The 7,457-nt window shown below is 64.3% G+C and carries 5 protein-coding genes; all 5 read right to left on the bottom strand.

Annotation, left to right across the window (positions count from 1 at the left end):
• Nucleotides 1-241: 241 nt before the first annotated feature.
• Entirely contained in the window at nt 242-976 is a 735-nt protein-coding gene (locus tag HU735_RS25885; protein ID WP_186716283.1) for an amino acid ABC transporter ATP-binding protein, read from the bottom strand.
• Nucleotides 969-1,931, bottom strand: a complete 963-nt coding sequence (locus tag HU735_RS25880; RefSeq protein WP_186716281.1) for an amino acid ABC transporter permease — start codon at nt 1,929-1,931, stop codon at nt 969-971. Before HU735_RS25880 ends, HU735_RS25885 begins: the two co-directional genes overlap by 8 nt.
• 79 nt (nt 1,932-2,010) lie before the next feature.
• The gene (locus HU735_RS25875) at nt 2,011-2,808 is read right to left on the bottom strand and encodes a transporter substrate-binding domain-containing protein (protein WP_186716282.1); all 798 of its coding nucleotides are present in this window, start codon (nt 2,806-2,808) and stop codon (nt 2,011-2,013) included.
• A gap of 261 nt (nt 2,809-3,069) precedes the next feature.
• Nucleotides 3,070-5,643: a glucans biosynthesis glucosyltransferase MdoH gene (gene mdoH, locus HU735_RS25870; RefSeq protein WP_186716280.1), complete on the bottom strand. Its 2,574-nt coding sequence runs from the start codon at nt 5,641-5,643 to the stop codon at nt 3,070-3,072.
• Nucleotides 5,636-7,363 carry a glucan biosynthesis protein G gene (locus HU735_RS25865; RefSeq protein WP_218188901.1) on the bottom strand — a complete coding sequence of 576 codons (1,728 nt, stop codon included), beginning with the start codon at nt 7,361-7,363 and terminating at the stop codon, nt 5,636-5,638. The genes mdoH and HU735_RS25865 overlap by 8 nt, the downstream gene beginning before the upstream one ends.
• Nucleotides 7,364-7,457 lie beyond the last annotated feature (94 nt).

The following is a 7,457-nucleotide window of genomic DNA, read 5'->3' as shown; positions in this document are numbered from 1 at the left end:
TGACGGGCATCCATGCCCGTCACCTCCCTCCGCAAGAACTCCGCTCGGCCTCCTGAAGTCGCAATTGGCGGCGCCTGAACTATCGCGCACTTAGAAGCAAGATCAAGATCAAGAGATGAGTGTTTTTTGACTGGAGGGCAGTGGTGTTTCGACTGTCAGACCTCTCGCCAATATATAGCAAGAGGCCTGAACAGCTTGATCATATACATTGCACCCACGGTTTACGCAGGTCTAAACACAATCACAAAACTTGCCGTAAAAACGCCTGCGCCCGCACATCCTTCGGCGCAGCAAAGAATTCCTGCGGTGGCGAATCTTCCAGCAACTTCCCGTGGTCAAAGAACAACACCCGATCCGCCACTTCCCGGGCAAAACCCATCTCGTGCGTCACGCAGACCATGGTCATCCCTTCCTGGGCCAGGGTCTTCATCACATCCAGCACCTCCCCGACCATCTCCGGATCAAGCGCCGAGGTCGGCTCGTCGAACAGCATCACCTTCGGGTCCATCGCCAGCGCCCGGGCAATGGCCACCCGCTGCTGCTGGCCACCGGAGAGCCGCGACGGATACTCGTTGGCCTTCTGCGCGATACCGACCTTTTCCAGCAACGCCCGGGCCTTGGCTTCGCGCTCGGCCTTGTTGCGCTTGCGCACCACCTTCTGCGCCAGGCACAGGTTCTCCAGCACGGTCATGTGCGGGAACAGGTTGAAATGCTGGAACACCATGCCGACTTCACGGCGGTAGGCGTTGATATCGGTTTTCGGGTCGTCCAGCTGCAAACCGCCGATGGACACATGCCCCTCGTCGAAATGCTCCAGGCCGTTCAGGCAGCGCAGGAAGGTCGACTTGCCCGAGCCCGAAGGCCCCAGCACCACCACCACCTCGCCCTTGGCCACCTGGGTGGTGACGTTGTCCACCGCGCGCACTACCTGGCCACGGGTGTCGAAGACTTTCAGCAGGTCACGGACTTCAATCACTTTGCGCAAGCCTCCGCTCGAGCCGGCTGGCGATGTGCGACAGCGGCAGGTTGATCAGCAGGTACAGGCCCGCCACGCAGAACCAGATCTCGAAGGTCGAGAACGAGGTGGTGATGGCCTCGCGGCCGCTCTTGGTCAGCTCGGTGATGGCAATCACCGACACCAGCGAAGTGTCCTTGACCAGGCTGATGAACTGCCCGGCCAGTGGCGGCAGCACGCGCTTGAACGCCTGCGGCAGGATCACATGACGCATCGACTGGGCGCCGTTCAGGCCCAGCGAACGCGCCGCCTCGTTCTGGCCCTTGGCGATCGACTGCACGCCGGCACGGACGATCTCGGCCACGTAGGCGCCGGTGAACAGTGCCAGCGCCGCCACCCCGGCGAACTCGCGGGACAGATTGAGCACGGTGCCGATGAAGAAGTAGAAGATGAAGATCTGCACCAGCAGCGGCGTTCCGCGCACCAGCTCGACGTAGACGGTGGACAGGTCACGCAGGGTCGGGTTGTTCGACAGCCGGCACAGCCCGGCGAACAGGCCGATCACCAGGCCCAGGGCACCGGAGATCACCGAGATCCACAGCGTCGTCCACAGGCCCCAGGCCAAGGGACCGGCGGCCCAGTGACGGGTGACGCCGATAGCATCGCCCTCGGCCACGTCGTCGCCACGGGCCAGCAACATGCTGTCCTTGGCCACTTCGACGACCTGGGTGTCGCCGCTTTCGTCCTTCAGGGTGACCCGGGCGTTGTCGCCGGACACCACGATTTCCTCGACCGTGCCAGGGTTGGCGGCACGCTGGGTTTCCTCGGCCTTGTAGGCGAAGTATTGCGGAACACGGTTCCAGCGCCACTCGTAGGAAATCATCGAGGTGGCCAGATACAAGCTGAACGCCAGGCCCACCAGGACCAGCGCGGTCAGCCCATGCCAGGGCCACTGTGCTTTCTTGTGTTTGATCACGTGGGGTACTTCCGTAAAAGCGAAACGCGCAGGGCTTGCCTGCGCGTCGAGGTCAGCGCCTGGGGTTTTGGCCCGGGCCTTATTCCATTTCCTTCAGCCATTCCTTGCTCTTGAACCACTTGTCGTGAATACGATCGTAGGTCCCGTCATGCTTGATCTGGTGCAGGAAGTTGTTGATGTAGTTGATGCTGTCGTAGTCGCCTTTCTTCAGGCCGAAGGCCAGCGGCTCGTAGGTGAAGGGCTCCTCCAGGAACACCAGCTTGCCGGCGCCGGCTTTCTCCACCGCCACCACGTTATACGGCGAGTCGTAGACGAAGGCGTCGGCCTTGCCGTTGACCACGTCCATCACCCCTTCCTGCTCGTTGTCGTAGCCGTGGTACTTGGCCTTGCTGATCAGCTTCTTCGCGACCATCTCGCCGGTGGTGCCGAGCTTGGAGGTGAGGCGATACTTCTCGTTGTTCAGGTCCTTGTACGACTTGATCTCGCCCGCCAGCTCCTTGCGGATCAGCAGGGTCTGGCCGACCACGATGAAGGGTTCGCTGAAGTTCAGGCGCAGGTTGCGCTCCTGGGTCAGGGTCATGCCGCTGCCGATGAAGTCGAACTTGTCGGTCATCAGGGCCGGGATGATGCCGTCGTAGGCGGTGGAGACCATCTCCAGCTTGACGCCCATGGACTTGGCCATGGCCTTGAGGATGTCGACTTCGAAGCCGATGATCTCACCGCGCTTGTTGGTCATTTCGAACGGCATGTAGGTCGGGTCCATGCCCACGCGCAGGGTGCCACGCTTGACCGCGTCGTCGATGGCGCCGGCCTGGGCGGCGGTCACCGCGATCAGGGCGGTCGCACCTACCAGCAGTCGCGACAGGTATTTCTTAATCATCACCAAGTCCCCTAGCAAGAAGTACGCAGATTTTTCTTGTAAGCACGGTCCGACAGACCGATGCGCAATATCGGGACGGATGCTAACGCATGCGCGGCGCCGGACCTAGAGCCGGGGGGGACTTTGTTGGCCAAAAGATGGCGAAGAACGAGGGCTTTGCCCTCGTATCGCCGGCAAGCCGGCTCCCACAAGGATCGTGTTGCACCTGTGGGAGCCGGCTTGCCGGCGAAAGGGCCGCGAAGCGGCCCCAAGGAAGGGTCAGGCGCCGGCCAGGGCTGGCTGGGCCACGTTCTCCGGATGCAGCGGCAGCAGCGGCGAGTGCGGGTCGTTGGCGATGGACGCCCGCCACACATCGATCCACGCCGTGTTATGCCCGGCCCACACCTGCTCGTGCAGGCGCGCCAGCGCCACCGGGTCGCTGAGCAGCGCCAGGCGGGTGTTCAGGTCCAGGCCTTTCGGGCCGACTTCCAGTGCCTTGGCCACGCGCTCGGCGCGCAGCGCCTCGATCGGGGCCGCCTGACCGTGACGCGCCGTGGCCATGGCACAGGCCAAGGCGTTCTGGCGAGGGTCGACCACGGCACGGACGAAACCGTCATGCAGGGCGTGCCAGCGGTTCTCGTGGGTGTACTGGTCGGTCGCCAGCAGCTCCTGGGGCGTTGCGTATTCCTCGGGGATGAGGAACAGCTTCTCGTCCTTGGCCGCCAGGCCCAGGCGCGTGCGGCTGGAAATCACCGACACCGGAATCGACAGCACCAGCGAGCCGACGATCGGCGCCAGCCACCACAGGAAGCTCGGGTTCAGCCAGGCCACCAGCCCAGCCCAGGCGATGCCCAGCAGGGTCTGCGGACCATGGCGACGCACCGCTTCGCTCCAAGGCGTGGAGTCGTCGTCACGCTGCGGCGAGTTCCAGGTCGCGGCCCAGCCGAGGAACGCGGCCAGCACGAAGCGGGTGTGGAAGATCATCCGCACCGGCGCCAGGAGCATGGAGAACAGCATCTCCATCAGCATCGACAGGGTGACCTTGATGCGCCCGCCGAACTCGGTGGCGCCCTTGGCCCAGATCAGGATGATGCTGAGCAGCTTGGGTAGGAACAGCAGCACGATGGTGGTGGAGAACAACGCGATGGCCTTCTCCGGATGCCACTGCGGCCACAGCGGGTAGAGCTGGAACGGCTCGATGAAGTACTGCGGCTCCATCAGCGTGTTGGTCGCCAGCAACGCCGTCGACAACACCAGGAACAGGAACCACAGCGGCGCCGACAGGTACGACATCACCCCGGTGAGAAACACCGCGCGGTGCACCGGGTGCATGCCCTTGACCAGGAACAGGCGGAAGTTCATCAGGTTGCCGTGGCACCAGCGACGGTCACGCTTGAGCTCGTCGAGCAGGTTCGGCGGCAGCTCTTCGTAGCTGCCCGGCAGGTCGTAGGCGATCCACACGCCCCAACCGGCACGGCGCATCAACGCGGCTTCGACGAAGTCGTGGGAGAGGATCGCGCCGGCGAAGGCGCCCTTGCCCGGCAACGGCGCCAGGGCGCAGTGCTCGATGAACGGCTTCATGCGGATGATCGCGTTGTGGCCCCAGTAGTGCGACTCGCCCAACTGCCAGAAGTGCAGGCCGGCGGTGAACAGCGGGCCGTACACGCGGGTGGCGAACTGCTGCATGCGCGCATACAGGGTGTCCATGCCCGAGGCTTTCGGCCCGGTCTGGATGATGCCGGCGTCCGGGTTGGCCTCCATCAGGCGCACCAGGCTGCTCAGGCACTCGCCGCTCATGACGCTGTCGGCGTCGAGCACGACCATGTACTTGTACTCGCCGCCCCAGCGACGGCAGAAGTCGTCGAGGTTGCCGCTCTTGCGCTTCACCCGGCGCCGGCGGCGACGGTAGAAGATGCGGCCGAAGCCCTTGGTTTCGCGGCACACGTCGAGCCAGGCCTGTTGTTCGGCGACGGCGATGTCGGTGTCGTTGGTGTCGCTGAGCACGAAGAAGTCGAAACGGTCGAGGTTGCCGCTGGCGGCCACCGACTCGAAGGTGGCGCGCAGGCCGGCGAACACCCGTGGCACGTCTTCGTTGCAGATCGGCATCACCAGCGCGGTGCGCGCCTCGGGCGCGATCGGCTCGTTGCCGGCGCTGCTGCCGGAAATCTTGTACTTGTCACGCCCGGTGAGCAGCTCGAGGAAGCCCATCAGGGCGGTCCAGAAGCCCGCCGACACCCAGCAGAACAGGATGCCGAACAGGACCAGGATCGAGGTCTGCAGCGCATACGGCCACACCTGCACCACCGTGTCCCACAGTGGCTGGTTGAGGATCTCGTCGAAATCGACGAACGACCAGCCCTGATACGGCAGGATGCCCTTCATGTACCAGCCGGCGACGAGGGTCTGGCCGATCATCAGGGTCAGCAGGATGTAACGGCGGATCGAACCGACCGTGCGCCAGCGCGCCGGCGGCAGCTCGCGCTTGGGCGGCTGCGGGGCGTTGGTGCGGCCGGTCATGCGCCGCCACATGCGAATCAGGATGTTGGTGCGCCACGGCTCGGGCACGACCTTGGTGCGCTTGATCGGCGGCGCGATCTTCAGGCACAGCCGCCCACCGGCATCGACGCCGAGCATCTCGGCCTCTTCCAGCTCGGCGGCGCTGCCGACGGTAAGACGGGAACCCACCGAAGCCTGGGCGGCCTCGGCGGTGCCGGCGGCCGGTTGGGCCGCCAGGTGTTGGTGCAGCTCGCTGAAGGAGGTGCAGCGGGCGAGTTCCGCACGCTGCTCGTCGCTCAGGGGAAGGTGGGCCAGGTACTCGCTCAGCGATTCCGGCCTTGCGCTTGAGTTACTCATCGGCAGGCAACTGATAGCTCCAGGTCTCGGTCAGCACTTTCTCGGTGGTGGCCGGGGTCCCGTTGGTGGATGCCGCATCGGCGGCGGGTTGCTCGGCAGCCTTCTCGGCCTTGGCTTTCTCGGCCTTGGCGTGAGCATGCTTGGCCGCGGCCTTGTCCTGCTTGGCCGGCTTGGGCTGTTCGACCGGAACGTCGCGCAGCAGCGCGGCGCGCATTTCGGTGGATTTCTTCGGATCCTGCACCTTCAGCCGCAGGGTCAGGCGCCAGCCCTTGGTTTCCGGGTTGTAGCGCAGGTTGTTCTCGACCACCTCGGCGTTGTCGCCGACGCTGACCTGGCTGCGCACGGCGGTGTCGGCCGGCAGGGTGGCCAGGTTCGGGCCGATGAAATCGACCAGGAAGGCCACAGTGCCATCGGTCTGGCGGATCAGGTTGGACTGCTTGACGTCGCCGGTGGAACGCAGGGTCTGCTTGACCCAGCCCAGTTCCTGCGAATGCAGCTGGTCTTCCTTGATGGTCCAGCGCAGGCGGTAGTCGTACTCGAACGGCTTGCCCACTTCAGGCAGCTTTTCCGGGCTCCAGAAGGCCACGATGTTGTCGTTGGTCTCGTCGGCGGTCGGGATCTCGACCAGGTCGACGGTGCCCTTGCCCCAGTCGCCCTTCGGCTCGATCCAGGCGCTCGGGCGCTTCTCGTACTCGTCGTCGAGGTCTTCGTAGTCACTGAAGTCACGCTGGCGCTGCAGCAGGCCGAAACCACGCGGGTTCTCGACGCTGAAGTTGCTCACGGCCAGGTGTTTCGGGTTGTTCAGCGGACGCCACAGCCACTCGCCGTTGCCGGCGTGGATCGCCAGGCCTTCGGAGTCGTGCAGGGCCGGACGGTAGTTCATGACCTTGGATGGCTGGTTGGGGCCGAACAGGTACATGCTGGTCAGCGGGGCGATGCCCAGGCGGCTGACGTTGTCACGCAGGTAGACCCGCGACTTGACGTCGACCAGGGTGTCCTCGCCCGGACGCAGGGTCAGCTTGTAGGCGCCGGTGGAGCGCGGCGAGTCGAGCAGCGCGTAGATCACCAGGTGCTTGTCGTTCGGCTTGGGCTTCTCGATCCAGAACTCGCGGAAGCGCGGGAATTCCTCGCCGGACGGCAACGCGGTGTCGATGGCCAGGCCACGGGCCGACAGGCCGTAGCGGTGGCCCTTGCCGACCACGCGGAAGTAGCTGGCGCCAAGCAGGGTCATGATCTCGTCCTGCTTGTCGGCCTTGTTGATCGGGTAGAGCACGCGGAAACCGGCGTAACCGAGGTTCTTGGTGGCTTCGGCGTCATGCGGCACGTCACCGAACTCGAAGCGGCTCGGGTCGTACTTGATTTCCTTGACCTTGTTGGCGGTGATCTCGTTGATGGTCACCGGCGTGTCGAAATGCATGCCCTGGTGGTAGAACGAGAGCTTGAACGGCGTCTTGTCCTTGGCCCACTCGGCCTTTTCCTGCAGGAAGCGGATCTTCTGGTAGTCGGCGTACTTCATGTCGCGGAACACCGGCGGCAGGTTGCTCTTTGGTGCCTCGAACTTCTGACCGGCCAGATCCTTTGCCTTGGCTGCAACGTCGTCCAGATTGAATGCCCACAGCTGGCCCGCGCTCAACAGGCCGACCAGCGCCACGCCGGCCAGCATGGCCTTGCGCAGCCGGGTACCGGGGATTCTAGGTGCAATACAGGGGCTTACAATCACGAGCAATCCTCGCCGAAAACAGATCATGAAACCAACGGCCAGCGACCAATGCCGGGTTGGCGAGCACTGTTCGGACCCCGTGAGGGCGTAATGA

The organism is Pseudomonas sp. BW16M2, from assembly GCF_014268865.1.
GTDB classification, from domain to species: Bacteria; Pseudomonadota; Gammaproteobacteria; order Pseudomonadales; family Pseudomonadaceae; genus Aquipseudomonas; species Aquipseudomonas peradeniyensis.
The sequence above is the reverse complement of the archived record's forward strand: the minus strand, read 5'-3'. Positions and strand labels throughout refer to the sequence as shown.

What these genes read in the sequence shown, in the direction of transcription:
- mdoH (WP_186716280.1), bottom strand. Translation starts at nt 5,643, where the DNA reads ATGAGTAACTCAAGCGCAAGGCCGGAATCGCTGAGCGAGTACCTGGCC.